26 protein-coding genes are annotated in these 24,105 nt (G+C 41.7%); 5 read left to right on the top strand and 21 right to left on the bottom strand.

Annotated features, from left to right (window positions below):
• Positions 1-71 precede the first annotated feature (71 nt).
• From WMO62_RS01605 to WMO62_RS01595, 3 genes are read left to right on the top strand one after another with little or no spacing between them, the layout of a single operon-like run.
• A complete protein-coding gene (locus WMO62_RS01605) occupies positions 72-797 on the top strand; it encodes an AzlC family ABC transporter permease (protein WP_117497981.1) in 726 nt (241 codons plus the stop codon).
• Positions 787-1,092, top strand: coding sequence for an AzlD domain-containing protein (locus tag WMO62_RS01600; protein ID WP_349143589.1), 306 nt, complete (start codon positions 787-789; stop codon positions 1,090-1,092). Before WMO62_RS01605 ends, WMO62_RS01600 begins: the two co-directional genes overlap by 11 nt.
• Positions 1,089-2,447 carry an MATE family efflux transporter gene (locus tag WMO62_RS01595; protein ID WP_349143588.1) on the top strand — a complete coding sequence of 453 codons (1,359 nt, stop codon included), beginning with the start codon at positions 1,089-1,091 and terminating at the stop codon, positions 2,445-2,447. The genes WMO62_RS01600 and WMO62_RS01595 overlap by 4 nt, the downstream gene beginning before the upstream one ends.
• A 93-nt stretch (positions 2,448-2,540) precedes the next feature.
• On the opposite strand, the gene WMO62_RS01590 is transcribed toward WMO62_RS01595, so the two are convergent.
• The 12 genes from WMO62_RS01590 to WMO62_RS01535 form a co-directional block, all read right to left on the bottom strand.
• Positions 2,541-3,122, bottom strand: a complete 582-nt coding sequence (locus tag WMO62_RS01590; protein WP_349143587.1) for an HD domain-containing protein — start codon at positions 3,120-3,122, stop codon at positions 2,541-2,543.
• A 169-nt stretch (positions 3,123-3,291) separates the two neighbouring features.
• Entirely contained in the window at positions 3,292-3,747 is a 456-nt protein-coding gene (locus WMO62_RS01585) for a hypothetical protein (RefSeq protein ID WP_349143586.1), read from the bottom strand.
• Positions 3,740-4,048, bottom strand: a complete 309-nt coding sequence (locus WMO62_RS01580) for a hypothetical protein (RefSeq protein ID WP_349143585.1) — start codon at positions 4,046-4,048, stop codon at positions 3,740-3,742. Before WMO62_RS01580 ends, WMO62_RS01585 begins: the two co-directional genes overlap by 8 nt.
• Before the next feature lie 61 nt (positions 4,049-4,109).
• On the bottom strand, positions 4,110-4,859 hold the full coding sequence (locus WMO62_RS01575) for a hypothetical protein (RefSeq protein ID WP_349143584.1): 750 nt from the start codon (positions 4,857-4,859) through the stop codon (positions 4,110-4,112).
• A 31-nt stretch (positions 4,860-4,890) separates the two neighbouring features.
• Positions 4,891-5,622 (bottom strand): AlkZ-related protein, encoded by a 732-nt coding sequence (locus tag WMO62_RS01570; RefSeq protein WP_349143583.1) that lies wholly within the window; start codon positions 5,620-5,622, stop codon positions 4,891-4,893.
• Between the two features lie 66 nt (positions 5,623-5,688).
• Positions 5,689-6,723 (bottom strand): hypothetical protein, encoded by a 1,035-nt coding sequence (locus WMO62_RS01565; protein WP_349143582.1) that lies wholly within the window; start codon positions 6,721-6,723, stop codon positions 5,689-5,691.
• A 2-nt stretch (positions 6,724-6,725) separates the two neighbouring features.
• A complete protein-coding gene (locus WMO62_RS01560) occupies positions 6,726-7,580 on the bottom strand; it encodes an abortive infection family protein (protein WP_349143581.1) in 855 nt (284 codons plus the stop codon).
• Between the two features lie 16 nt (positions 7,581-7,596).
• The gene (locus WMO62_RS01555) at positions 7,597-8,166 is read right to left on the bottom strand and encodes a hypothetical protein (RefSeq protein ID WP_349143580.1); all 570 of its coding nucleotides are present in this window, start codon (positions 8,164-8,166) and stop codon (positions 7,597-7,599) included.
• 23 nt (positions 8,167-8,189) lie between these two features.
• Complete coding sequence (locus WMO62_RS01550) at positions 8,190-11,186, bottom strand: type I restriction endonuclease subunit R (RefSeq protein ID WP_349143579.1); 2,997 nt, start codon at positions 11,184-11,186, stop codon at positions 8,190-8,192.
• A gap of 3 nt (positions 11,187-11,189) precedes the next feature.
• Positions 11,190-12,446 (bottom strand): restriction endonuclease subunit S, encoded by a 1,257-nt coding sequence (locus WMO62_RS01545; protein WP_349143578.1) that lies wholly within the window; start codon positions 12,444-12,446, stop codon positions 11,190-11,192.
• On the bottom strand, positions 12,443-14,176 hold the full coding sequence (locus tag WMO62_RS01540) for a type I restriction-modification system subunit M (RefSeq protein ID WP_349143577.1): 1,734 nt from the start codon (positions 14,174-14,176) through the stop codon (positions 12,443-12,445). The genes WMO62_RS01545 and WMO62_RS01540 overlap by 4 nt, the downstream gene beginning before the upstream one ends.
• Before the next feature lie 23 nt (positions 14,177-14,199).
• Complete coding sequence (locus WMO62_RS01535) at positions 14,200-14,415, bottom strand: helix-turn-helix domain-containing protein (RefSeq protein WP_349143576.1); 216 nt, start codon at positions 14,413-14,415, stop codon at positions 14,200-14,202.
• Positions 14,416-14,730: 315 nt separating this feature from the next.
• Here WMO62_RS01535 and WMO62_RS01530 point away from each other — a divergent pair, with 315 nt between their 5' ends.
• A complete protein-coding gene (locus tag WMO62_RS01530; RefSeq protein WP_349143575.1) occupies positions 14,731-15,120 on the top strand; it encodes a hypothetical protein in 390 nt (129 codons plus the stop codon).
• Positions 15,120-15,332, top strand: a complete 213-nt coding sequence (locus WMO62_RS01525) for a helix-turn-helix transcriptional regulator (protein WP_349143574.1) — start codon at positions 15,120-15,122, stop codon at positions 15,330-15,332. Before WMO62_RS01530 ends, WMO62_RS01525 begins: the two co-directional genes overlap by 1 nt.
• Before the next feature lie 835 nt (positions 15,333-16,167).
• Here the strand turns inward: WMO62_RS01525 and truA are convergent.
• From truA to cobK, 9 genes are read right to left on the bottom strand one after another with little or no spacing between them, the layout of a single operon-like run.
• Positions 16,168-16,920 carry a tRNA pseudouridine(38-40) synthase TruA gene (gene truA / locus WMO62_RS01520; protein WP_349143573.1) on the bottom strand — a complete coding sequence of 251 codons (753 nt, stop codon included), beginning with the start codon at positions 16,918-16,920 and terminating at the stop codon, positions 16,168-16,170.
• A 44-nt stretch (positions 16,921-16,964) separates the two neighbouring features.
• Positions 16,965-17,498, bottom strand: a complete 534-nt coding sequence (locus WMO62_RS01515) for a cob(I)yrinic acid a,c-diamide adenosyltransferase (RefSeq protein WP_118596256.1) — start codon at positions 17,496-17,498, stop codon at positions 16,965-16,967.
• Positions 17,486-18,454, bottom strand: coding sequence for an adenosylcobinamide-phosphate synthase CbiB (gene cbiB / locus WMO62_RS01510; RefSeq protein WP_118438630.1), 969 nt, complete (start codon positions 18,452-18,454; stop codon positions 17,486-17,488). The genes WMO62_RS01515 and cbiB overlap by 13 nt, the downstream gene beginning before the upstream one ends.
• Positions 18,430-19,047, bottom strand: a complete 618-nt coding sequence (locus WMO62_RS01505) for a histidine phosphatase family protein (protein WP_349143572.1) — start codon at positions 19,045-19,047, stop codon at positions 18,430-18,432. Before WMO62_RS01505 ends, cbiB begins: the two co-directional genes overlap by 25 nt.
• On the bottom strand, positions 19,040-19,420 hold the full coding sequence (locus WMO62_RS01500; RefSeq protein ID WP_349143571.1) for a bifunctional adenosylcobinamide kinase/adenosylcobinamide-phosphate guanylyltransferase: 381 nt from the start codon (positions 19,418-19,420) through the stop codon (positions 19,040-19,042). Before WMO62_RS01500 ends, WMO62_RS01505 begins: the two co-directional genes overlap by 8 nt.
• Complete coding sequence (locus WMO62_RS01495) at positions 19,417-20,181, bottom strand: adenosylcobinamide-GDP ribazoletransferase (protein WP_349143570.1); 765 nt, start codon at positions 20,179-20,181, stop codon at positions 19,417-19,419. Before WMO62_RS01495 ends, WMO62_RS01500 begins: the two co-directional genes overlap by 4 nt.
• The gene (locus WMO62_RS01490) at positions 20,178-20,717 is read right to left on the bottom strand and encodes a bifunctional adenosylcobinamide kinase/adenosylcobinamide-phosphate guanylyltransferase (RefSeq protein WP_117497963.1); all 540 of its coding nucleotides are present in this window, start codon (positions 20,715-20,717) and stop codon (positions 20,178-20,180) included. The genes WMO62_RS01495 and WMO62_RS01490 overlap by 4 nt, the downstream gene beginning before the upstream one ends.
• Positions 20,711-22,084, bottom strand: coding sequence for a cobyrinic acid a,c-diamide synthase CobB (locus tag WMO62_RS01485; protein WP_349143569.1), 1,374 nt, complete (start codon positions 22,082-22,084; stop codon positions 20,711-20,713). Before WMO62_RS01485 ends, WMO62_RS01490 begins: the two co-directional genes overlap by 7 nt.
• Positions 22,081-24,099: a precorrin-6A reductase gene (gene cobK, locus WMO62_RS01480; protein ID WP_349143568.1), complete on the bottom strand. Its 2,019-nt coding sequence runs from the start codon at positions 24,097-24,099 to the stop codon at positions 22,081-22,083. The genes WMO62_RS01485 and cobK overlap by 4 nt, the downstream gene beginning before the upstream one ends.
• Positions 24,100-24,105 lie beyond the last annotated feature (6 nt).

Below are 24,105 nucleotides of genomic sequence, written 5' to 3'. Positions count from 1 at the left end.
TCATTTTACTTATGTAAAGAAAACTGCTACAATCATGTACAGAAAATTTTCAGTTTACAAGGGGATCTATTATGAATGAAACAAATGCACAGGTTTTTCGAAAAGGTATGAAAGATGCCATCCCCATCGGACTGGGGTATCTGGCAGTGGCATTTTCACTGGGAATCGCCGCAAGAAATGCAGGCATGAATGCATTTCAGGGATTCTTAATGAGTATGCTGAATAATGCATCGGCCGGTGAATATGCAGGTATCACTGTGATCGCCGCCAATTCTCCTTATGTGGAAATGGCGATCGTGACCTTGATCACCAATGCCCGTTATCTGCTCATGAGCTGCGCCATGGGACAGCGTCTCACACCAGGACTTTCCTTCGGACATCGTCTGCTCATGGGATTTGACATTACAGATGAGCTCTTTGGCATCGCCATCGCAAGGCCCGGATATCTTCATCCATGGTATACCTATGGTGCCATGACCGTTGCCATCCCTGGCTGGGCAGTCGGAACCGCTCTTGGCGTCACTGCCGGAAATATGCTGCCTGCACGAATCGTCAGTGCTCTAAGTGTATCCTTATTTGGAATGTTCCTTGCAATCATCATTCCTCCTGCCAGGAAGGACAAAGTAGTTGCAGTTCTGATTACACTGGCCTTTTTATTAAGCTTCTTAGCTTCCTGTCTGCCAGTGATTTCTTCCCTTTCCGAAGGAACCAGAACCATTATCCTGACCATTGTGCTCTCTGCCGGAGCAGCCGCTCTTTTCCCTCATAAAGAAGGAGGTATTGAACATGACGCATAACATTTATCTCTATATTTTTGTCATGGCGGGCGTATCCTATGCGATCCGTGTTCTGCCTCTGACACTGATCAAGAAACCGATTGAAAATGAATTTTTAAAATCATTTCTTTATTATGTTCCGTATGTTACACTGGCAGTGATGACGTTTCCGGCTATTCTGCACGCCACAGAATCACCGCTTTCTGGTGCATTGGCGCTGATCATCGGCATTATCGCTGCATGGGCCGGAGCCGGACTTCTTCCAGTAGCAGTGATCTGCTGCGTTGTAGTATTGATTGCGGAGTGGTTTTTATGAGTCGTACCAATGACCTGGGACAGGATCGCATTTCCCGTCTCGTAATCCGGCTGGCAATTCCTACCATGCTGGCCCAGCTTGTAAATGTATTATATTCCATTGTGGACCGTATGTATATCGGCACCGGTGTTGGCAGTCTTGCGCTTGCCGGTGTCGGTGTCTGTGCTCCCATCGTGACCCTGCTTACCTCATTTGGTTCCATGGTCGGTCAGGGTGGTGCTCCTATCATGGCCATGCAGATGGGAAGCGGTGACCATAAAAGTGCAAAGCAGACCCTGAATAATGGATTTTTCATGTTGCTTGTCCTGTCCGCAGTTCTGACAGGACTTTTTCTGCTTACCAAGGATCAGCTTCTCATGTGGTTTGGAGCCAGTGAGGCCACCTTTTCTTATGCTAACACCTATGTAACCATCTATACTGCCGGTACATTTTTTGCACTGATCAGTGGTGGGCTCAACAGCTTTCTGATCGCACAAGGATTCTCCGGTCTTGGCATGGCAACGGTTGTACTTGGTGCTGTCCTCAACATTATTCTTGATCCTGTGTTCATCTTTATTTTTCATATGGGTGTTGCCGGTGCAGCCATTGCTACGGTCATCTCCCAGATGGCATCCTGTGCATTTGTGCTGTTGTCTCTTCGCAGCCATAAAATGCCTGTTCGTCTGGGCTGGGGCGGATTTCAAGCAAGCGTGATACGCCGGATCGTGACTTTTGGATTTTCTCCTTTTCTGATCCTGGCAAGCGACAGTATTCTTCTCATCGTGCTTAATACTGTCCTTCAAAAATACGGAGGTCCAGGAGAAGGTGATACGTTAGTCACCTGTGCTACGATCGTACAGAGCTATCTTCTGCTGATCACCATGCCTATGGGTGGTATCACTCTTGGCAGTCAACCCGTAGTAAGCTTTAACTACGGAAAAGGAGACCCGGACCGGATCAAAAAGGCAATTCAATGTATCACAGGACTGTGCGTGATCTTTTGCATCTTTATGACAATCGTAACACAGACTATTTCGCCTCTCTATGTACGGCTGTTTACCACTGATTCCGTGATCCTTGCAAGATCCGTCACTTATATCAAACGGTTCACTGCCATGATCATTCCGTTAGCAATCCAGTATCCGCTGGTAGATGAGACCACTGCGCTTGGAAAGGTTGGTCAGTCACTGTTCTGTTCAGCATTCCGTAAATGCGTCTTTTTCACAGGACTTCTGCTGCTGCCTGCCCTGTTTACCGCAGACGCAGCCTTCTTCTCTGAACCTATTGCAGACGTGATATCAGCTACAATGACAAGCATTCTGTTCCTCCATCGATTTCCGCGGATCCTGAAGGAATGTCAGAACCAACATTTATAATTGATATCTCTCAGTCAAAAAAGGAACGATCTTCAGCAGTCAGCATCTGCTATATAATCGTTCCTTTTCTCAGCTAAGTCTCCGTTTTCTTTATTAAATATCTTCTACTTCCTGATTGATCTCATCTTCGGTTGCTTTCATGGCTTCCAGCGTCATGGTCAACAATTTATCCAGATCCCATCCAAGCTGCAAGGCTCCGCGCTCGATCACATCTCTCGAACAGCCTGCAGCAAAGCCTTTACTCTTGTATTTCTTTTTCAAAGATTTCAATTCCATATCTTTGGTACTTTTTGATGGACGCAGCAATGCAACTGCCCAGATCAACCCCGTCAGTTCATCTGCCGCAAACAAAACCTTCTCCATCTCATGTTCCGGTGCCACATCTACAGTAATACCATATCCATGAGAGACAACCGCATGAATAATATCTTCGCTCACGCCGCCTTCCCGCAGCAGTTCCGGTGCTTTGATGCAGTGCTGATCCGGATACTGTTCAAAATCAATATCGTGAAGCAACCCAACGATTCCCCAGTATTGCGCTTTCTCTCCATATCCCAGCTCCTTTGCATACCATTTCATCACCGCTTCTACAGTCAAAGCATGCTGAAGATGGAAAGGATCTTTGTTGTATTCTTTCAGCAGATCATATGCCTGCTCTCTTGTGATCTGTTCCATGTCTGAAGTACCTTCTTCCTCTTAGTCTACTTACTCGATAGGTTTTCTGTATTTTAGCTCTTTTGAGAAGGTTTGTCAACTTTCTCTTCCGGGTCTTGCGCGGATTGTGCTGATCTGATTCATAAGCTATCTTCCCATTCTTTATATTTTCATCCTTGATTGACACTCCTCACCGTTTTCTTCTGATCTTCCATTTCTTCCCACAGTTCATGCAAACCGCATATTGTTTGTTCTTCCCTGTTACTCCCATGAGAAAAGAACCTTCCAATCCGCCAAAAAGTGCTCCTATAACGGCTCTGCCAGAATGAAATTTAGGCTCTGCTACGTAAGAAATGGAAGCAGATCCGCATTTTGGACAGCGGATTGTATCCATATCAAGGAAAGGGGCCTGTTTCTGTATTAGCTTTTGCTCTTTTCCGGCTATATCAGCTTGATAGCCAGATTTTCTTTTCCATTCGTCATAAGTGATTCCAAAATTTTTATATAAGCTCCGGGCGGTCCTCATATCTACATCTAGTTTTCGGCAAATCTCTTTCAATACTCTGTGCCGACCATACTTGCCATATTCATTAATACATTTTCGAACCATCTCATCATAAGAATGTTCTTCTATATATTCATACATTGATCCTATCAACTTCTTCCTCTGTACACTTACGGATAATATGTTTTGTCTTTTCTATCGGCAGCGGAACATCCTCTTTTGCAAAGTACTCCTTTTTCTCAACATAGACGATTGCCCGTTTCCACACATCCTTATTATCAATATGTGCTTCATCGATCAGCTCAAATAATTTGTCATGAAATGAAACTCCGATATTTGCAAGCTGGTCTTCCAAAGAAATGTCTGCTGACAGCATACAAGGCTCTGCTAATCTTTTGTCTTCCTCAAGTGGATAGTTATCTTCTGTCTCTCTTTGAAGCATTTCCTCATAGAACGCTTGTTATATCGTTGCGAACAATCTTAAATGGCATTGTGACTCCTCCTTACCTTCTTATCCTCATCCAATCTGCAATAACATTATCTTCCCCTCTTATCCTTGTACCCCAATACCCCGGATGTGCTACAGGGTATATATATGTTTCTCCATAAATATAAGGTTCTCCAGTTCCTATAAGTTCAGGTAATCTATTACAGGAAAACTTTTTATCAATCAGAGTTTGTATTATAACCACGGATGTATCAAGACCCAGACAGATTATGTTTTCCGGCTCTATAATGTCAATCAATGATTTTATTTCGGCTGCATCATTTGCCAATATCTTTCTGGTCATATTTCCAGAATACTTCTCTCTGCGATAGCCCAAATTACAATTGCAGAAAAACAAATCTGGATATTTTTTCTTGTCAATTTCATTTTTACCAAGCAGTTCAAAGTATCCGACAATATTTTTATCCGTCTGTGAATCCCTTGCTTCCAAATCTACATTTTCATGGAACATCACATCTATACCATCATTCATCTTACGGACATTTGCAATCGTACCCTTTATCTCTTCCTTTTCAGGCGGTCCGAAATCCTGACCTATCAGCATATATTTAATATGTGGTGTCTTCTTAGCGTAATCTCTCCCTTGCCAATATGTCCATAGGTTAATTTCCTGACACAAATCTTCTCCCTGACGTAAATCGCACCAGCCAAGTGTCAGGTTCTTTGTGTATATAGGATTTTTTCGATATTTGTTTTTTACATTTTCTATCAGGCTGCAATAATCTGCGGATTTTTTAGCATTCATTTATGTATATTCACCTCAAAAATGCACTGTTTTATTTTAATACTTTCCTTATCTGCTTATCCGTTGCATTCGGAAACATCTCATGCATATAGTCTACAAGAAGTTTCCATGAATCCTGTGGATTATCCTTGTAGCAGGAAGTCACATAATCGTATCCATAGATATGCTCAATGGATGAATACACTGCCACATCCCATCCATATTCAATACCTCTTTTATTCACTCTCTTCTTAAAATCGCAGTTGCACAGATAGGTCTGCATCATAAGATTCGTTATAGCACCATCAAATCCCTTTTCTACATCCTTACCAAATCCAGCTTGTTTTTTCGATTCATTGGAATAAATCTCTGAATCAGCATTGTTTTCCATAAAATTGACCATTATCTTTTTATGCTTATTAGGTGCTTTCCCATCATCATATAATGCATCAAAATCATATCCATCCCGGCGGTAATTAGCAAATACAGGAAGCCATTTTTTTGATATAAATCCTGCCTTCTTATCAAAGAACTTTCCATAGACGATATCATGCCGCCTTGCTATAATAGCCCGCCACATCCATGGATCAATCTCTGGATCATCACTCCACCAGTACTCTGGAACAGTTCTTTCTTCAAGTGAAAACCCATCTATTTCATTCTTAAATAATGGTAAAAAGCCAAGTTCATTTATATACTTGATTGCTTCATCTACAGAATGAATGCAATCCGGGTTGTCCCACTTCATGCCATGCATAATCCATTCACCTGATTCGTTTCCCATAATACACCTCTATATGAACACTATTACAGTATCATTATTTTCTTCATATTTATGAAAATCCACTGTTTAGTGAAACTCTTCCCATGTTTTTCCATCCAGTATTGATGCTATCTCTTCTGTTTCAGGCAAAGTCTTACTTTTGAACATTTCTGCCAGATTAAAATATTTACTTTTTTGAATCGGATTTTTACTTGCTTTTTTAAAATCTGTTGGATAAAAATGCTCAACTATAAAATATCTATGTTTGACGGTTTTCAAATTGTATCCATATTCTAATTCTGCATGCACAATAGCTTCTTTAATCTTTTCTATCTCTTCTTTTGTAGCAGCTTCTCCACTTTCATTAATATATGACACTTCTCCATTTACTAACTCTGCAACAATTGTCTTTTTCAATTTTCCGATCGCCCTAATGCTCTTTCCTTTATATAAACCAATGTATCCATGACCCGAATAGCCTCTTGAAGCCTGATCATAATAAAAATCATATTTCAAATTATCTTCAAGTGTTGTTCCCGCAACAATTGCTCTCATCCAATTTCCATCATCAGGTATCAGTTTTTCATCAAAGCAATACTTCTTATAATCATCAAGCACAGCCATGATCTCTGAATCCCGCTCATCTACAATATCTTCCATTGCAGCAACTAATTGTTCAAATGTAATATTTACATGCCTTATTGGTGTTTTTATTTCATTAATCCTATCTGCATTATACTTTTTCAGAACAATGCCAAAACTATCCATCAATGATTCTTTCATAGGTTTTGGATCTAACGTTAAAAGCACCTTTATCTCCTCTGTTCCAAACTGAGTCAGATGTTTTTCAAGCTGATCCTGCTGAAATTGATTATGTAATTTTGTCTCAACTACTATTTTAAAACTTTTCTGGCTTATAATCGCATCTGGAACACTTTCGTCTCCTGCTACCTGAAGTTCAAATGTTATTTCAGGAGTCTCATCTTGTCCCAGTATTAGAGCATTCAACATTGCAAAGAATTTGTCCGCATTATAATTATATAAGCGAGATAACATCAGCATGGTATTAGACGTATCTACATTCTCCTTTGAATGATATCTTTGAAAATAGTGTATCTGCACATTTATCCCTCCAATTTATCTAAATTTTGACTTTCATATGTACTCCAGATAAAATCAACAAAAGTAATACTACTCCCAACAGCAAGCTTAGCATGTCTAACTTCAAGTCCTTTAAAAGATGCACTCTTACCATGACCACTTCCGAATGGATTTCGAATTTCTGCTAGTTTTGTAGGAATAGCTCTAAGATTTCCAAGAACTGCTTTAATTGCATCTGCCCCTCTATCTGTAGGCTGTACATTGGATGGAAGTAGATTTAAAGCTTTCATTGTCTTATCTGCTAATTGCGGTACATCATCATCTTTCGAATATGATATCTGCATTTCTTCAAGAATTGTTTTACAACAACTTTCAATCAATTCCTTTGCCATTCCGATTGCATTGGTTGGATTCGTATTCTGCATTTCTACCATCAAATCAATCTGTTGCGAAAGGTACTCACTTGAAAACTTATTTTTTAGGTTCTCTGCTGTCATTGCAATTACTGTTGTGCCACCTTTTAAACGTGCTACTATTTCTTTACACTTTTCATATATCTTTGCATAATGTTCATCATACCTAGATGTAGTACTCCAATTTTCCAAATCCTCATAATCAATGTTATATTCATATTCCATTTTATCCTCATAATAATGGAATAAATCTATAAGTAGCTTTGTTCTTTGTATATCATCAGCTTCATTCAGATACGCAACTAATGATTTTCCTTTCGATAGACCATATTTAGTTTTTATTGGCTCACCAATACTCGCAGTAGTAAATACATCGAATGAATTATCCGTAAAATCCAATACATATCCAGATCTGTTAAATAAGAGTAAAAATGTCCCTTCCTCTTTTTTCGATACAAATTGCAAATCTATAGCACCTCCTCTATTTGCTTGCAATAGCAACTGACAACCGGTACCATCGTTTAATATAAGAATCACTTAACAATTTCTTGTCTGCTTCCACCAATTTAGTAAACAGTCCTGTTAATCCATCATATTTATCAAAATCACCGGCATCATACAGTTTCCAATTAAGTTGTTCTAATGTCCAGTTACTCTTAATTGAATTGTGCAGCATAGATATTGTCGCCCAGTTATCCATAGAATCAGCCCCACCTAATGCTACAGGATATATGTGATCTACAGTAGGTACAAACTCCCAGTAAGCATTATGACATTCTTCCATTTTCCAATGAGCATGATATGGAAATGTCTCAGGCATGTAATAAGATAGTACCTTCAATATTCCTGGATTCACAAGTTTCTGTCCACTATATCTGTCAATAAATCCATCCCGTACAAATTGTGCCATCTTCTCTTTATCTGTATAATTACGCCCTTGTGAAGACAACTTATAAAATGGATATCCTGTTTCTATCACTATTCTGGCCTCTGCAACATTATGTTGCAGAAGCCTATTTGCTGCCTGCTCAATTACATCTATTTTCCCCATAGCAATTTCTCAACTACAACACTTTATTTCTTCTTCAATCTCTCATACAATACAGAACCTACAGTCTCCATTACCTGCTTCATCATATCAGGATCATCAAACAGTTTTTTGAAAAACTGGTCATTCTGCTCATATCTGTCTGCTGCCATATTCGGAAAATCCTTTTCAAATAACAGCATAAATGTTGCCCGGTCATTGTTCTTTGCGTAGCTCTGCCATTTTTCCTGATTGGCATAATCATTTTCCATCTGAACAAGTACTTTATCCATTTCAGTAAAATGAGTGCCATACTTTTCGTTTATCTTATCAATGATTACTGTCAGTGGGTCTTTCTTAGGCTCTCTATGACCAGAATCACCGGAGATAGGTGTATATCCGCCTTCTGTGCTTTCAAGCTCTATCGGACCTTCAAAGTCTTTTTCCAGCTTATAGTATTCAAGAAGAACTTTGTCATCAATATTTATCTTCTCTCCACTATGTCCCTTTGGAAGCATCGTGTATAAGAACTTCGAATAAATACTGAATCTGTGAATGTCCTTGTCAAATAACCTGCATACCTGTGTAATATAGGCATACACACGATTAAAGCTTGCCAGAGTAGACTTAAATATATCCTGTTTTTCAACTTCAAGCACTTCATATCTGTCTACTGCCGGTCTTAACTGTCCCTGAAGCTTTCCAAGATCACCAGCTGATTGATTTTCACTCTGATAGAAAATATCCGCAAATTTATCTACTTCTGATTTCTGATATACCCTGAAATTATCCAAAGTATTCTTCATGTCATATACAATATTAGGATCTGTTTCCTCCAAGAGCACAGTTTCCTCATAGAATGGCTCAAAAGATGCTTTGATATCTTCTGCCGAATTTACAAAATCAAGTACAAATGTATCTACTTTTCCTCTTGTAGTACGATTCAATCTTGATAAAGTCTGTACTGCCTTTACACCGGACAATTTCTTGTCCACAAACATGGTGTGAAGCAATGGCTCATCAAAGCCTGTCTGATATTTTTCTGCAACAACAAGGATTCCATAATCATCTGTATGGAATGTTTCCGGCAAAGCCTTTTCTTTGATTGTCTTGCCTTCTTTATCCTTGTTCATTCCCTCTTCGGTAAACACATCATCGTTATCTTTCACTTCACCGGAAAAAGCAACTAACACTTCAAGGTCATTCAGTCCTTTTTCTTTTATCTGTCTCTTAAATTCCTGCACATATCGCACTGCATGAAGTCTGGATGGTGTAACAACCATAGCCTTCGCCCTTCCACCTATCTTGTATCTTGTGACATTCATAAAATGCTCCAGCATAATAGCAGTCTTCTGAGAGATATTATGTGGATGCAGTGTCTCATAATTTATAATTGCCTTTGAACCTGCTGTTGTATCAAATTCTGGATTATCCTCAATAATCTTGGCAATCTTATAGTACATTTTGTAGGTCATATAGTTCTGCAAAACATCCAATATGAAATGTTCTTCTATCGCCTGTCTCATAGAATAAATATGGAAAGGTCTGTAGATTCCTTCCGCATCCTTCTGACCAAACATCTGCAATGTCTTTCCTTTTGGCGTTGCTGTAAATGCAAAGAATGATAAGTTCTTATGCATACCCTGTGCTGCTAATTCATCTAATAGCTTATCCTCATCGTCCTTACGATTTCTCTCGTCCTCATCTTCCATCTCGGCATACTCTTTCAGAATTTCTTCTGTATCAGCTAATGCTCTTTTTAGCTTTTTTGCTGCATCTCCGGTCTGTGAAGAATGTGCCTCATCAATAATAATCGCAAATCTTTTGTTTGCAGAATCTACCTCTTTATAGATTACCGGGAACTTCTGTAAAGTAGTGATGATAATGCCTACACCATCATTAATCGCATCTCTAAGCTGTCCCGAATTTTTATCTACTTTCTTAACCACACCTTCCACATGGTCAAACTGATATACCGTAGACTGTAACTGACTGTCAAGCACCCGTCTGTCAGTAACGATGATTACCGACTGGAAAATCTTATTGTCCTCATAATCATGGAGTCCGGTAAGTCTATGTGCCAGCCACGCAATAGAATTTGATTTTCCTGAACCTGCACTATGTTGGATCAGATAACTCTTACCTGACCCATTCTTTTTCACATCTTCCAACAGCTTTGTAACAACATCAAGCTGATGATACCTTGGAAAAATCATAGTCTCTTTCACAAGATTTCCATTTTTATCGTACTCCTGCTGCAAGTGCATATATTTCTGAAGGATTTCCATCAGACTGTCCTTGCAGAGTACTCTTTTCCAAAGATAAGCTGTATCATATCCATCTGGATTTACAGGATTTCCTTTACCGCCTACTTTTCCGGCTCCATTACTGCCCTGATTAAATGGCAGGAAATAAGTGTGTGCACCCTCAAGTCTTGTAGTCATATAAACATTGGTAAGGTCTACTGCAAAATGTACCAACACTCTTTCTTTAAAAGCAAAAATAGCATCCTTACCGGTACGATCAAACTTATACTGATTAATGGCATTTGTGGTATCCTGTCCTGTAAACTGGCATTTCAACTCCATAGACACTACCGGAATTCCGTTTACAAAAAGCACTATATCTATGCTGTTCTCATTATGTACAGAGTAATGAAGCTGTCTGGTACAATGAAGGATATTCGCATCATACTGAATCTGTGTAGTCTCATTCAAAGTGGTCTCTGGCTTCCAGAAAATAGGATAAAACTTGATTCCTCTATCCATAAAACCATGCCGCATAACATTCAAAAGGTTGGTGGTTTTCACTTCTCTTTTGAAGCGTTCAACTACCTGCTTTTCAGAATTTTCCGCATAATTTTTCACATATCTATCCCATTTCTTAGGCTGGCTTGTCTTGATAAATTCCACAAATGTTTCCTCATCAAGTCCAGATTCACGATTAAATTTCTTCGGATCACCCTTAGTATATCCGCCATGATGAATCAGATAGTCTTCGATATCTTCTTCAAATCGTTTCTCTTTTACATCAAAATCAGACATGGGCTACACCTCCTTTTTCCCTGTGACAACCTCGTAGATGAGGGATTTTTTGTATTTCTGGAGTTTTTCAATTGCCTTTTCTCTATCTTCAATAGTTTTTTCAATAGCAGTGCATTTCTGATCCAAGAAGTCAACTATTGCTTTCTGTTCTAGTTCAGTTGGTAATGGAACCTCAATTCCTTTTACAATTGTTGTATTCAAATTAGGTTGCCCATAGCCTTGCATCTGCTTTCTTAATTCAAAAGTACGCCCCTTGAACAAGTATAACAAAAACTCTTGATTTATACTTAAATTATAAAATGCTACAGAACCATCGTTTATACAGCCTCTGATTCTTGTAATCTTAGGGACTCCTAGAGTAGCACCACTATTCGATAATAACAATGTTCCTTCTTCAACAATACGGCTTTGTTTTGCCCCTTCAAATGTCAAAAAGGTTTCTGTTTCGTCAATATACTTGCCATCCCCTTTTGTTACTTCTGCAACAGTAATCCATGGCACATCATTTCCATTAAAATAAAGTGGATCCCCGGCAGGTCTTGGTGATGCTCCCCTTACTACCGTAGCAATCATGCCAACTGTAGTACAATCCCAACTTGTAGGCATTTGTCCAATCCATTCAACACCACTATCCTTCATCTCAACATTGGGATTCAATCCCTTAGTAACAGTCTCAATAATAATTGATAATTTGTATTCCTTTAACTTTTCAATAATTGACTGCTGCTTTTCAATAATTTCATCAATCTTTGAGCACTTGGCATTCAAATAATCTGCTATTCTTTCTTGTTCGGTAATATCAGGTGCAGGAATATAAATACTTTTCATGTCAATCCACTTAGTTGACCATAAATCATCAACTATTCCATGCCCCCAACGATAATATTCATCTGCGAAACCATCAGACTTAAATACAAATCCGTAATATCTGTTGCACATATTTGTCTGTGGTTTTAATACAGTATTGATTAATGAACACGATCCTTCATATTCTGATATTCCACACGAACCTCTTCTATCGGATCGACTATTAATCACAAAATCATCTTTTCGGATTAATTTACGATTATCACCATTTTCTGTTTTTGCAGCTGTTTCAAGCTGTGGAACAATGCCTTGCTTGGTAACTGATAAAGGCGCAAAATCCTTATCACTCACTTTTTCATTTCTTTCATCATAAACGGAGCCTATTTTTGAAAGTTTCCAATCTACAGGTATCTCTCCTATCCATTCCACTCCACTATCCTTCATCTTTCTCATAAATCAAATACCTCCTCAAGACTTCCGGATAGTTCTGTCTCCAAATCCATAATCTCTGCCATTATCTCTGCTGATGGTCTTGGAGCTTCATACTTGTAAAAATATCTTGTAAATGGAATCTCATATCCCACCTTTGACTTTTTCTCATCAATCCATGCATCCGGTGCAAATGGAAGTACTTCTCTTTCAAAGTACTCTTTGATATCCTCTTTTAACGGAACATTTTCTGTATCACGAAGACTGGTATCCGGCTGTTTCTTTCCCTTTTTCAATACCAACTTGCCTTCTTCATCACGGAGCGGTCTTTCTACTGTAATCTTGGTATAACCAAAATCCTCGTTATCATAAATCTGACTGATTTCACTCTCTTTAAAATCACCATATATCTTAGTAATCTCTGCAATATCTTCCTCAGAAATATCATTTCGCTTATTTCCCAATGCTTTTCTTCTCTTCACAAACATCTCATTGGCATTAATAAGCTGTACTTTCCCCTCTCTAATTGTACCTGCCTTTTTATTTGACAGTACCCAGATATAGGTTGCAATTCCTGTGTTATAGAAAATATCATTCGGTAAAGCAATAATTGCCTCAAGCAAATCATTTTCGAGAATATATCTTCTGATTTCGGAAGGTCCGCTTCCTGCATCTCCTGTAAAGAGTGGTGAACCATTATGAATAATTGCAATTCTGCTTCCACCTTTATCAATATCTTTCATTTTTGATATCGCTGTCATAAGAAAAAGCATCTGTCCGTCACTTGCAGCTGGAAGTCCTGCACCAAATCTTCCTCCGAAACCAAGCTTAGCCTCTTCTTCTACTTTTGCCTTTTCATTCTTCCACTCACGTCCAAAAGGAGGATTGGAAAGGATATAGTCAAAGGTGCTGCCTGCAAACTGATCATCCGATAATGTGTTACCATCCTTTATATAATCTGCATTGTTCCCCTTAATCAGCATATCCGCCTTACAGATTGCAAATGTCTGGTCGTTGATTTCCTGTCCAAAGGATACAAGTTCCGTAGAAGCATTCAGACTATGTAAGTATTCCTCTGCAACAGAAAGCATACCTCCGGTTCCACATGCCGGGTCATAAATTGTTTTTGCTACATTATTGCCAGAAAGAATATCATTATCATCATAGAAGAGAATATTAACCATAAGCTGGATAACTTCTCTTGGAGTGTAATGCTGTCCTGCATCTTCATTATGAGACTCGGAAAATCTTCTTATAATCTCTTCAAAGATATAGCCCATTTCAAGGTTAGAGATTTCATTCGGATGAAGATTTCCTCTATCTGTTGTGTATTCCTTTAAAACAATATAAAGAATTCCCTTATTTGACATAGTGGTGATGTGACCATCAAACTTAAACTTTTCGAGGATGTCCTGCACGTTTGCCGAGAACCCATTCAGATAATCTCTAAAATTCTCCTCAATGTGATCAGGATCATCCATAAGTCTCTCAAATGTATATTTACTGGTGTTATAAAAATCTTTTTCTGCTGCCTTACGAAGTAAAACATCCTTCATCGGAAGATTCTTTACTTCCTCATATTTCTGCAAAACTGCATCCTTTGTATCGGAAAGAATACAGTCAAAACGTCTGATTACTGTAAGCGGTAATATAACATCTCCATATTCATGTGGTTTATATACTCCGGTCAGCTTATCTGCTATTGCCCATATCAGGTCCGCTTTCTGATCTATTTTTGCACTTCTCGTAGCCATTTTATTTTCCTCCATAAGGTAATTTACTTTTTTTCTTCATCCGATACATAGTCAACCAAATCTCCAAAGTTACAATCCAGCTCTTTGCAGATTTTTTCCAGAACAGATAGTTTTACTGACTCGCAGTTTGTCATCTTTGCTATTGTACTGGAACTAAGACCAGTCCTAGCACACAAATCTCCCTTTTTCATTCCGTGGTCGATTAACTGTTTCCATAATCCGTTATAACTAATTGCCATCCTCTTTCCCTCCGTATAATGTGCAATCAATATTAGGATTATTTTACCACAAGAAAACTGCTTGTACAATTTGCATTTGCAAATATTTCATGTCTTTTTTCAAATATTGAATATCTTTTTTAATTTATTTATAAATTCTTTGAATTTATCTGCAACAGATTCTCTTTCTGAAGCCTTATTATACTATGTGTCCCATAAAAAGGACATCTATGTGATGTGATGTGATTTATTTCACACATTTCTCTTTACATTTTACAATCAATGTGATATATTTGCAACATATGTTAGAAATATAACACATTTGAGGTAGATATTATGGATAAAGGAAAAGAAACTTTGTCAGTAACTCAAAAATACACAATCCGCTATATAATCAATGGTTGTCTATGGCTTCTATACTCAATTTCAAACTTGGTTCCTTTTAAACCAATTAGAATAATAGGTGCTGTACTTTTATTTGTTAGTGCAATCTGCTCTTTTTACACGCTATTAGTCAGACAGGAATCCGATGATAAGATGAGTATACAGCATATCTGGGCAGCTAAAAGTATGAGCCTTGAGATACTACTTTGTTCTATGATGATAGTAGGAATTATATCTGGCTTTATTTCATTTCCTTTTTACAAAGCATACGGATTTTTCGTTGCCGCATCACAGATGCTTCCTGGATTACTCTTCCTGAAGTATGAAAAGGAGGGCTACTAATGCCGATACTAAAAACCCGACTTCATGAACTCCGTAAGGAACGCAATATGCAGCAAGCCGAACTTGCCAAGCTTGTAGGCGTCCGGCGTGAAACTATAGGTAATCTCGAAAATGGCAGATATAATCCTTCCTTAAAACTTGCTATGGATATTGCCAAAGTCTTTGATACTACAGTAGAAGACATCTTTACTTTTGAAAACGATGATGAATAAAAAATAGAGGACCGCTTGTGTGTCCTCTATTTTTATTCATCATCGTGCTATAATAATTTATCCGCATTAAAAAAGGACGCAGGATTTCTCCCACGTCCTCACATCTATCTGGCTTTATCTTCTCTTACCTTCGGTGCTTCCTTATGCACCCTGCTGCTTCATCTTCTTCTTTCGATTCTTCGACTCTCTTCGCAAAGCTTTGACTGATTCTTGTCTGGTGCCTGTTGCAGAATTTTACTCCATACGACATTTCTGGTATGATAATGATTTTTCATTAAACCTGTAATTGCATATTTAGTTGTCCATCAGGTTATCCCTAACTTGCATTAAGTCTAACTCATTATTTGAAATTGCAGAATATTCTCTCGCAGACTTTTTAAAAAATAGGACTCAGATTACACCTGAACATAAAATTCAGGCATAAACTAAGTCCTATCTCAAATTATATAGTTCACCTCACAATCTTCTCATTATCCAGTAATCAGCTAGATAATATGACATTGTAGGTATTGATTCGTTCGGCGCCGTCCTAATCCTTACCTCAAAATTAATATAAAAAAATAGGACTTAAATCATTCAAAACCTTGTTTTATAAGGTTTCTCTTAATTTAGTCCTATTTTAACGTATGCCCCCTTCAAGACTAAAGGCTTGCGGTAGGGAGAATTCTTCCAAGCCAGCAACTTTTTTAAGATAAATCGTTCCACAGAATCGCTCCTCACATTTTTATTGGAGTTTTATGCTTATTAATCACACTTTTATATGAAATAACGAAAAATATGATCTACAAAAAGACCGCCACAGCCTAAATCCGCAAAATTTAAGCTGTGATGAAATTTACTTTTTCAAGTTATCCTCATACTCCACGCATTCCAGCGTAAGTCCTTCCGGCGGCATGAGTTTTCCAGCATTGGCGCGATCCATGCTCATGAGAATCGTGGACATATCTTCCGGTTTTCGTGCCCCTTCTCCCACTTCCACCAATGTTCCGGTCAGGATACGAACCATATGATAGAGAAACCCATCTCCGGTATAAGAGATGCGGATCTCTTTTCCCAGATGCTCTATGTTCACCTCTTCTACCGTACGAACCGTGGATTTTTTGAATTTCTTCAAGGAACAGAATGCCCGGTAATCATGAGTCCCGCACAGCAGCTCGGCTGCCCGTCTCATGGCATCCACATCCAGTGGTTGTTCGATCCAGGTCATATATTTCCGTTCAAAGACTGGTCTGACCGGGGCATTCCAGATCCGGTACACATAAGTTTTACGAACTGCATTGAGTCTGGCATGGAACCTGGGTGCTGCCTCTTCCACCGAGAGCACGCAGATATCCTCCGGCAAATATTGATTCATATAGGCGCAGATATCCTCCGGCGTTCGGTCTGTCTGGCACCGAAAACTGATTACCTGCCCTGCTGCGTGAACACCCGCATCGGTTCTGCCTGAGCCGTTTACCTCCACCGGCTCACCTGCCATACGGGTCAGAAGAGTCTCTATTTTTCCCTGTATGGTGTTATCTGTATTTCCCTGTACCTGCCAGCCTCGATATCGGGTTCCATCGTATTGCAAGATTGCTTTATAATTCATACTATTTCCTACTCCTGCCTGTTCACAGTAATCATAAGGATTCCCTACAGCTCAATTCCTTTACGTGCAGGAATTCCCTGATCAAACGGATGCTTGATCTTCTTCATCTCTGTCACATAATCTGCAAGCTTCAGCAGTTCTTCCCCTGGATTTCTGCCTGTCAGCACTACTTCCAGACAGTCTGGACGCTTCATCAGACATTCCAGCGCCTGCTTCTGTTCGATCAGACCATGATTGTAGGCACTCATAAATTCATCGATCACCAGCAGATCATAGCCTTCCTTTACTGCCATATCCCATGCTTTTCGGAATAATGCCGTATAGGACTGCTGTGCTTCTTTCTTCTGCTCATCCGACATATTCCAGAAGAATCCATAATGCTCCGGACAACACAGATAGGTGATTCCCAGCTTCTGAAGCATCTTGATCTCGCCGGAAGTACCATCCTTCATAACCTGACAGAACAGCACCTTCAGTCCTGTCCCAACAGCCCGGACTGCCAGACCCACCGATGCGGTAGTCTTTCCTTTTCCATCTCCACAATAAAGCTGCAGACATCCCTTTTTTAAACAAGCCATAAGACAACTCCTTTCACCAGTCCAAATACCAGAAGAGCCAGGATCGCGGTTCCGTAAAGCAGTCGGTTGGCACGCGTAATATCTTCATATTCCACTGGTCGATCCGGATCTCCCAGGGTCGGCTTTTCATACAGCTTTCCAAAATAAAAGGCATTTCCTGCAAGCTGAATGTGCAGTGCCCCGGCTGTTACTGCCTCTGTATGCGCAGAATTGGGGCTGCTGTGATTATAGCGGTCCCTCTTGTAAATGCGCCAGCCATTGGCCGCATCCATGCCACAGCAGCCAGCGGCACCGATCATCAGAATGGCAGACAATCTCGCCGGAATGTAGTTGACCACATCGTCAAATTTTGCCGCTGCCCGGCCAAAATACAAATATTTATCGTTTTTATAGCCAACCATGGAATCCATAGTATTGACCGCTTTATAAAAATATCCCAGCACAGGTCCGCCGATCATCATAAACAACAGCGGTGCAATGATCCCGTCGGATGTATTTTCCGCAACAGTCTCCACTGCTGCCTTGGTGACACCGATCTCATCCAGCACATCCGTATCTCTGCCTACTACCATGGATACGGCATATCTGGCTTTTTTCAGATCTCCCTCTTTCAGCGCATCATAGACCTTCATGGTCTCCGTCTTCAAAGATTTGGTTGCCAGGAGCTGATAACACATGAGCACGGACAACGCAAATTTCACATACGGATGAATACAGCCAGCTGCGTACAGAAGGATCCAGGCTGCTCCCGATGTGATTCCGGCTGTGAGGATCAAAAGGAATACTCCTGCTGTCAGTTCTCCACGTTCTGTTTTTGGAAATACTTTTCGCAGGATTTTCTCCAGACCACTGATCAGATGTCCCACCAGACGGATGGGATGATACAGCCAGTGTGGATCTCCCACAATAAGATCCAGAATAAATCCTAAAATTACTGCAAGTATTGATAATTCCATTGATCTGTCCCTTCCACCGGTGTCAGTCTGTAACCACAGCCATTTTTCACCTGATAATCAAAATAGTTTTTCTTAGGTGTACCAAAGCGCTCCAGGATCGCCATGATCGTCCCACCGTGGACTACCACTGCTGCCCGAAGTGTCTGCCCTGTCTTCTCTTCCTGCTTCTGCAATCTTTCTGTGATACGCTGAAACGCCTGGCAGCACCGCTTCCGGAATGCTTCATTGGACTCGCCTCCGGGAAACGGCAAGGTTCCGTTGCTGTCGATCCACGCCTGATACTCTGCATTACCGGACAGTTCCTGATAATTTTTGTTTTCAAATGCACCGAAGTCGCATTCCTGCAGATTCTGTACATACTGTATCTGAGAAGAATCTGTAAACTTAGGCCACAGGATCTTTGCAGTCTGTCTGCATCGGATCATAGGACTTGCATAGACCAGATCCACTGGCGGATAGATACCCTCACGCACCTTTTCCTCCAACGCATGAATTCCTTCTTCACAGAGCGGCTCATCAGTCCGGCTTCCAATATAGCGTCCTTCCAGATTACCTGCCGTCTTTCCATGACGTACTAATATGATCTCAGCCATGCTTGATCACCGTCCCGATCCCACAGATCACCCGATGAACCTCTGTGGCCTGCTTTGCGATCTCACAGCAGACCCGTCCTGTTTTCTCCCGGTATTCCCGGTCAAAGCGGTCAACAGGGACAACCCCGTAGCCCAGCTCATTGGTCACAAGGATCAGATCCGGATTTTTCTGCAGCAGCTCTTCCACAGACAACTCCTGTTCTTCTTGCATGAGCCGTCTGATATATTCATGAAAATGATAGAGAAGCTTCGTCGTATAGATCATATGCAACGGACAGGTACGGCCGTCTGCCGCTTCGTCCCGACTGATCTGAAACTTCTCAAGTGCATACTCTGTCTTCCCCTGAAAACAGCCTCCCGTCACCAGTATCATAATAATTTTCCTCCCAGCATGATCACAAAAGCGCAGGCAAGCTCACATATCTGTGTAAAAAATCCTGCTATATCTCCCGTCGTTCCACCAAACTGCTTCATAGCCAGCCGGTAATAACTTCCATACACCACTGCTGCTGTTACGAAGAGCAGTATCGTCTGTTTCCAGTCCAGACAGATTCCAATTCCTGCGCAGACTATCAGCCACAGTGCGAGAGTGATCAACAGTATCCTCTTCTGAGCAGCATCTGAGAACATGGACAAAGAGCCGCTTTTATTTGCTTTTGGAAATGTGGACAATGCCAGACTGCTTAAGGTTCTGGACACTACAAAGATAAGTCCCGCCACTGGAAGCACCTTCAGATCCATCTCACTCCACACTCCCAATGCCAGCACAAAATATGAACATCCCATAATAATAGCAAATGCTCCTGCATGGGAATCCTTCAGGATCTCCAGCTTCTTCTCCCTGGGTTGCCAGGAGCTCAGAGCATCGGTGGTATCCAGAAATCCATCCATATGAATGCCTCCGGTCACCAGGACAGGCAGCAGCACAAACGAAGCTCCCCGCATGGTATCTCCAAAGGAGAGCCAGGTGCAGAGAATCCCCAATCCCTGCAAGAGTACTCCGATCACCACTCCGATCAGCGGAAAGAAGCACATCATATACCGCATATTTTCCTTATCCCAGTCAGCTCTTGGTACCGGGATCTTGGAAAACATGGCAAATGCGATTAAAAAACTGTTCCAGATCTTTTTCATAATGACACAATTCCCTCCAGCGTTCCTTTTTTTACCAGCGGAATGGAGTAGACCACTTCCACCACCACATCCGCCAGTTTTGCCAGTTCACAGTTCATCTCTCCCAGATATTGCTGATAACGTGTAGTCTCCGGATCATATTCGATTCCATCAGAAAAGATTTCGTTTGTCACGATCACCAGATGTTCTGTGTGACTCAGCACATGATGGATCCCTTTCAGGATCTCCTGCACGCATGCATCCCCGGAACCATTTTCCTGATACATCTCATTGGCGGTCAGGTTGGACATGCACTCCAGCAGCGTCGTTCCAGACGAAGGGATCTTCGCGTCCTTCAGACCGGTATAACATTCAAACGTCTCAAACCCTTTATCTCTCCGCATAAGCCGATGGCGGGCGATCCGACGATGGCACTCTTCATCAAAGGGATACATGGTGGCAATATAGAGATTGGGACGGGTCTTTAATCCCATAACTACAGACTCGGCAAATGCGGACTTTCCACTTCCGCTTCCACCAGTTACCAGTATCAGCATGTTCCGTACTCCTCGCATTTCTTCAAAAATGTATAGGCAGCTTCCGGTGCAGACCAGAAAAACAGATGTGGGAATCCTGCATACAATGTCTCATTTCCATTGACACAGTCCCACTGCCGTTTTCCCACCGGTTTCTTCGCATGGAAGCTCTCTCCGCACTGCTCACTTTCCCAGTAGTGAAACTCATGCCCACGGATCGTCATTCCCTTATCTCCCAACAGCTGAGCTTCATTGGCAGTCAGATTGATATAGCCAAACCGTCCCAGCTTATTGGTCCGGTAAGCCTTTGCATCCAACACTCCTGCCATGGGATAAAAGATTCCATCCTGATCCTCCAGTTCCCGATGCAGATATAAGAAGCCTCCACACTCAGCGATACAGGGCATCCCCTGTTTGATCGCTTTCTTGACAGACTGACGCATGGATCTGTTTGCTGCCAGTTCCTTTCCATGTAGCTCCGGGTATCCTCCACTTAAGATCATACCCGATATTCCCTTCGGCAGCTCTGTGTCTTTCAACGGTGAAAAGAACACAAGCTTTGCTCCCATCCTTTCCAACAAGGATAGATTGTCAAGATAAGTAAAGCAGAAGGCATCGTCTGCTGCCACTGCAATTTTCACAGAATGCTCAAGCACCGGAAGCTTCGGTTCTTCATAGTTGATCGGCTCTGTCATCTCTGCAAGTCTGAGCAGCTCATCCAGATCCAGTGTCTCTTCCAAAGCCATTGCCAGACGCTTAAGCTTTTCTTTCAATGCTTCGATCTCTCCTGGCAGAACCAGACCCAGATGACGGCTCTCCAGATTCAGATCCGTAAACTTCGGCACATAACCGAGCACCTGCACTCCCAGTTCCTGCTCGATCAGTGGCTTCAACTGAGCATAGATCATAGGGGACACCTGATTAAGAATCACAGCCCGGATCTGAGAATCTTCCCGAAAGCTTAGAAACCCTTTGATGGTTGCCAGAATAGAAAGGCTCGCTCCTCTGCTGTTTACGATCAGCACAGACGGTATAGAAAGTGTCCTCGCCACATCATAAGTGCTTCCGTCGGTACTCACACCACCCAGGCCATCATAATAACCCATGACTCCTTCCACCACTGCAAGATCACAGTCTGCCGTATTTTCAGCAAACAGGTAGCGGGTCGTATTCGAATCTGTAAAAAAAGTATCCAGATTCCGGGATTTGGTACCTATGACTCTTCCATGAAACATAGGATCAATGTAATCAGGTCCGCATTTGAAAGATGCCACCTTTTTCCCCTGGTTCACTAGTGCCTGCAAAATTCCGCAGGTGATCAACGTCTTACCGCTGCCGCTGGCAGGTGCACACAGCAGGATCCGCGGAACTGCTCTCTCCTTTTTCACACTTCTCCGCCTCCTCTGCATGTAACAATATAGATCGGATTCTGTCCCATCATCAGATGATATGCTCCCAGCTTCTTCGCCCGGGATACATTGACACAGATCGTCTCCTCTTCAATAAGATTCAGTGCTTTCAGACACTCGGATACTTCCGCCATAGTCTCCAGCGTCACCGTATTGATCACCAGACGGATCAATGGATTCTTACCAAGAAGACAGGTAATGATCTCTTTTAAATTTCCTGCAGAGCCACCAATAAATGCATGGGTCGGTGCAGGAAGGTCTTCCATGGCTTCCGGTGCCAGTCCATGAACTACCTGAATATTAGGTGTTCCAAATTTTCGCTTATTTTCCTCGATCAGATCACAGGCTTCCTGATTACGCTCAATCGCATAGATACATCCGTCCACAGCCGCCAATGCCAGTTCGATGGTCACAGATCCGGTTCCTGCTCCTACGTCGTAGACAACGGCATCCTTTGGAAGCTGAAGCTTTGCCACCGAAAGGCTTCGGATCTCACTCTTGGTCATGGGGGCTTTCCCTCTGGAAAATTCTTCATCATCCACACAGGCACGGATACCGCTGAACGGTGTCTCATTTTCGATCAGTGCCACACAAAGTCCGTCAATGGACTGCTTCAACAATTCTTCCGGTGTTCCTGACAGGATCTTTTCATCCTCGTATCCAAGCTGGATACCTATATGAACAGTAACATGAGCCAAGCCATATTCCATCAGTTCCTGACAGAGTACATGGACACTCTCTCCTTTTCCAAGAAGGGTGAATGTTTTATGATGACTCTTCACTGCTCCCACCAGATTGGCACTGCGTCCATGGGTGCTCAGCAGACATACGTCTTCCCATGCAGTCCGCAGCTTTCCACAGAAATAAACTACAGAAGAGATTCCACACAGCGCATCCACCTCAAAATCTCTCTGCTCCAGTTCTTCATAAAGCCTCTTGGCTCCACTGTAAAATCCAATATCACCTGACAGCAGTACCACGATTCGCTGATACTCTGGATGCAGCTCCAGATAATCACCAATTTTCCGAGGTTCATAAGCAGAAAATGTTGGTTTGTGCTTATCTGCCGCAGCCGCAAGCATCCGGTCAGCACCCACTAATAGATCTGCCTTCTCGATGACCTGTGCAGCTTCTACTGTCATTCCTTCCGGTGTGCCAATACCGATGCCAACGAGAGTTACTTTTCGCTTTGCCTGTGTCGGCTGTACTTCCAGTACAGAAGCTGCTGCCAGATGAAAACGAATCCTCATCATCTCCAGCACTTCATCATAGGAATAACCCTTCTGTTCCGGCGGACGTCCCACCAGCACCAGAGTTGCTCCTGCCACTTTTGCCGCATGAAGCTTTTCTTCAAATCCTCCGGCTTTTCCTGTCTCCTTCGTCACCAGATACTTACAGTCAAATTGATGCAGCATAGCAATGTTCAGTGCTTCACTGAACGGCCCCTGCATGCAGATCAGATTCTTACCCACAAATCCCAGCTTCTCACAGGCTGCTGCCACCTCTCCGGTAGACAGTACTCTTGCAAATACCCTCTTCTCAAATCCAGGGATCTGTGTATATTTAAACAGTTCCTTACTTCCGGTCGTAGCCAGAATATTTCCTTCTGTCTTCTTTAAGTATTCTACAGCCTCATCCACAGAACCTACCAGTACCGCCTGATCCACCGATTCTGCGCTGCTGCCCCGGATCAGGCGCACATAGTCCACCTGTTCCCGCTCACAGGCTGCCGCCACATTTTCCGATACCACCGCCGCATAAGGATGTGTTGCATCGATCACAAGCTCTGCCCCTTTTCCACGGATAAATGCTGCGATCTCTTCCTGATCCATGCGTCCTGCATGTACCTTCAGATATTCATTTTCAGTTAAAAGTGTCTCACCATATTCAGTGGCAACACAGGCCGTCACCGGAACCTTACAAGATGCCAGATATTCTGAGATCGTTCTTCCTTCGGTCGTTCCCGCAAATATGATCACCGGTTTTCTATCCATGTATCT

It is taken from the genome of Hominiventricola aquisgranensis (assembly GCF_040096225.1).
GTDB classification, from domain to species: domain Bacteria; phylum Bacillota; class Clostridia; order Lachnospirales; family Lachnospiraceae; genus Hominiventricola; species Hominiventricola aquisgranensis.
This window is presented reverse-complemented; position numbering and strand designations above follow the sequence as displayed.

Bases quoted from the DNA above. Each gene is read 5' to 3' on its own strand.
- WMO62_RS01495 (WP_349143570.1), bottom strand. From the start codon at position 20,181: ATGAAAAAGATCTGGAACAGTTTTTTAATCGCATTTGCCATGTTTTCC.
- cbiB (WP_118438630.1), bottom strand. From the start codon at position 18,454: ATGGAATTATCAATACTTGCAGTAATTTTAGGATTTATTCTGGATCTT.
- truA (WP_349143573.1), bottom strand. From the start codon at position 16,920: ATGAATTATAAAGCAATCTTGCAATACGATGGAACCCGATATCGAGGC.
- cobK (WP_349143568.1), bottom strand. From the start codon at position 24,099: ATGGATAGAAAACCGGTGATCATATTTGCGGGAACGACCGAAGGAAGA.
- WMO62_RS01570 (WP_349143583.1), bottom strand. From the start codon at position 5,622: ATGGGAAACGAATCAGGTGAATGGATTATGCATGGCATGAAGTGGGAC.
- WMO62_RS01525 (WP_349143574.1), top strand. From the start codon at position 15,120: ATGCCGATACTAAAAACCCGACTTCATGAACTCCGTAAGGAACGCAAT.
- WMO62_RS01500 (WP_349143571.1), bottom strand. From the start codon at position 19,420: ATGATACTGGTGACGGGAGGCTGTTTTCAGGGGAAGACAGAGTATGCA.
- WMO62_RS01575 (WP_349143584.1), bottom strand. From the start codon at position 4,859: ATGAATGCTAAAAAATCCGCAGATTATTGCAGCCTGATAGAAAATGTA.
- WMO62_RS01550 (WP_349143579.1), bottom strand. From the start codon at position 11,186: ATGTCTGATTTTGATGTAAAAGAGAAACGATTTGAAGAAGATATCGAA.
- WMO62_RS01540 (WP_349143577.1), bottom strand. From the start codon at position 14,176: ATGGCTACGAGAAGTGCAAAAATAGATCAGAAAGCGGACCTGATATGG.
- WMO62_RS01605 (WP_117497981.1), top strand. From the start codon at position 72: ATGAATGAAACAAATGCACAGGTTTTTCGAAAAGGTATGAAAGATGCC.
- WMO62_RS01515 (WP_118596256.1), bottom strand. From the start codon at position 17,498: ATGGCTTGTTTAAAAAAGGGATGTCTGCAGCTTTATTGTGGAGATGGA.
- WMO62_RS01585 (WP_349143586.1), bottom strand. From the start codon at position 3,747: ATGTATGAATATATAGAAGAACATTCTTATGATGAGATGGTTCGAAAA.
- WMO62_RS01595 (WP_349143588.1), top strand. From the start codon at position 1,089: ATGAGTCGTACCAATGACCTGGGACAGGATCGCATTTCCCGTCTCGTA.
- WMO62_RS01490 (WP_117497963.1), bottom strand. From the start codon at position 20,717: ATGCTGATACTGGTAACTGGTGGAAGCGGAAGTGGAAAGTCCGCATTT.
- WMO62_RS01535 (WP_349143576.1), bottom strand. From the start codon at position 14,415: ATGGCAATTAGTTATAACGGATTATGGAAACAGTTAATCGACCACGGA.
- WMO62_RS01555 (WP_349143580.1), bottom strand. From the start codon at position 8,166: ATGGGGAAAATAGATGTAATTGAGCAGGCAGCAAATAGGCTTCTGCAA.
- WMO62_RS01600 (WP_349143589.1), top strand. From the start codon at position 787: ATGACGCATAACATTTATCTCTATATTTTTGTCATGGCGGGCGTATCC.
- WMO62_RS01545 (WP_349143578.1), bottom strand. From the start codon at position 12,446: ATGAGAAAGATGAAGGATAGTGGAGTGGAATGGATAGGAGAGATACCT.
- WMO62_RS01590 (WP_349143587.1), bottom strand. From the start codon at position 3,122: ATGGAACAGATCACAAGAGAGCAGGCATATGATCTGCTGAAAGAATAC.
- WMO62_RS01505 (WP_349143572.1), bottom strand. From the start codon at position 19,047: ATGGCTGAGATCATATTAGTACGTCATGGAAAGACGGCAGGTAATCTG.
- WMO62_RS01580 (WP_349143585.1), bottom strand. From the start codon at position 4,048: ATGCTTCAAAGAGAGACAGAAGATAACTATCCACTTGAGGAAGACAAA.
- WMO62_RS01530 (WP_349143575.1), top strand. From the start codon at position 14,731: ATGGATAAAGGAAAAGAAACTTTGTCAGTAACTCAAAAATACACAATC.